This window comes from Pseudoalteromonas sp. SR45-5 (assembly GCF_014163565.1).
Taxonomy (GTDB): domain Bacteria; phylum Pseudomonadota; class Gammaproteobacteria; order Enterobacterales; family Alteromonadaceae; genus Pseudoalteromonas; species Pseudoalteromonas distincta.
In genome coordinates this window covers 1-1,896 of record NZ_JACJDN010000711.1, presented here as the reverse complement: position 1 = coordinate 1,896, position 1,896 = coordinate 1, and the positions used below count along the sequence as shown (strand labels likewise).

Below are 1,896 nucleotides of genomic sequence, written 5' to 3'. Positions count from 1 at the left end.
TTAATGCACTTTCACTTGGCATATTAGGAAAAAATGCCTCATCAATTAATATGCTTTGCCCTTGTTTACCGTAATCAATTAAGCCCAAAAGCTCTGTATAAGTAGGTAATCGCCAGTTAGTACCACCACAAAAATCTAAATCATTAACTTCGTTTATATAACTTTGTACTCCACAACTTGTATTGTCCGGACACGTTGAATTGGCTGTACTGGTATCGGTAAAAGTCGTATTGCCTACATCCCAAAAGTAATGATTTTGACCATCACGTAGCGAAGTATTTGGTACCGTGCCAGATGCCACACTTTTCACCTCCCATACAAGCCCAGTAACATTATCGCGTATACAGGTAAAGTCACTACTATCATCACCAACTTCATCAGCAAACTGATTAAGTTTAGTGTAATCAAACGCTAAATTACCTTTGCCAACTTTATCTAAGCGGTTTGCATAGCTATCGCGTCCAAGCTCTGCATCTTGCGCTGGAAAGTCATCACTCTCACAATTAATACGTTGAGTATTGTTATAACACTCACCAACACCACTATCGTTGATGAGTCCAAGTGCTTTGGGTGATACATCAACAAATAAAGAGTCTGTATCGGTGCGTCCTTTTGAGTCGGTTACCGTGACTTCAAAGCTCAATGTAGACTCAGTATCAACATCTGAGGCAAAAAATGTCGTTGTACATTGGTCGCTATTGCTTAATGTTTCGCTATTACCGGTAAGTTGTTGCCATTTACACTTATAGGTATCGGTAACGGTTTCGCTATTTGTTGCATCAAGCGTTACTTGTTCAAACTCTTCGACATTTTGATCTGCGCCTGCATTTGCATCTACTAACTCATTTGTTTTGTTGAGTGTCATTGAATATTGAGTGCTCGCCTCGCCACCCTCATCATCAGTGACAGTTAGCTGCCAAGATAAATTCACGTTGCTTTCAAGTAATGGATGAGAAAAGCTAAGAGTTGATTCATTAAAACTCTCAATATCTAAATCAGGACCCGATAGCAATTGCCACAAATAACTATCAATTTGACCATTATCATCAGGATCGCTCGACTCTAGGGCACTCAAAGTCACTGTATCTTTGTATACAGAGGGAAGTGTTTCAGGAGATGTTTGTGTAACAACAGCAAGAGGTAGTTGGTTATTAGAGCTCACTGAAATAGAAATGTCGTCACTAACAGCGCTACTACCTGTACTTTGATAGCTCACTCTTAATATTATTTCACTATCAGTTTTTACGTCAGGTGCAGTAAGTGTTTGCTCAGCGCCTTCAAGGGGGAAACCTTCTATGCTTGGGCCACTAACTTGTTGCCATGAAAAAGTACCATCAGCGGGGGAACCTTGTGCTGTGATGGTAAATTCAGATTTTTCGATAATTTGTAAATCGGCTCCAGCATTAACAGACGTTTCAACAACTGTATTATCGCTATCACCGCCACCGCCTCCACACGCACTCAGTAAACTACAAGAAATGAGGGGGATTAAAGCAAACGCTTTCATACGCAGCACCTTATTATGTCAAATAATTACTATAGTGTAATCACTAGCAATAAAGATGCCATTAAAGTACTACATATATGTGTCTTGATGAATACGTACAAACAACTTCGTACCGATTTTACTGTAATCTATTTTGTATTCACGCCCGTCTAGAGCTTGAATAAACAGCAACTGCTTTTCTTCGCCAAATACATCAGCGCTACTTACATAAACCATTTCTAAATAACGCTCTTTTGCATCACGGCGGTTTTTAGGTAGTTCTTCTTTAAATGGCTCCAGACCATGTTGCGTTACTTTAATTCGAGGATGAATTTCAGAGTTTACAATCACTAAATCATGCTTTTTATCTTTATGTATTATGGTGTTTCGACCACTTTTTAAAAAGGCTC

The 1,896-nt window shown here is 39.2% G+C and carries 2 protein-coding genes; both read right to left on the bottom strand.

Going from position 1 to position 1,896, the window contains the following annotated elements; genetic code table 11:
• Positions 1-1,507: DUF1566 domain-containing protein (locus tag H5072_RS18290; RefSeq protein ID WP_182694367.1), on the bottom strand; the 1,507-nt coding region annotated here is incomplete at its 3' end.
• Between the two features lie 69 nt (positions 1,508-1,576).
• Positions 1,577-1,896: hypothetical protein (locus H5072_RS18285; RefSeq protein WP_182694366.1), on the bottom strand; the 320-nt coding region annotated here is incomplete at its 5' end.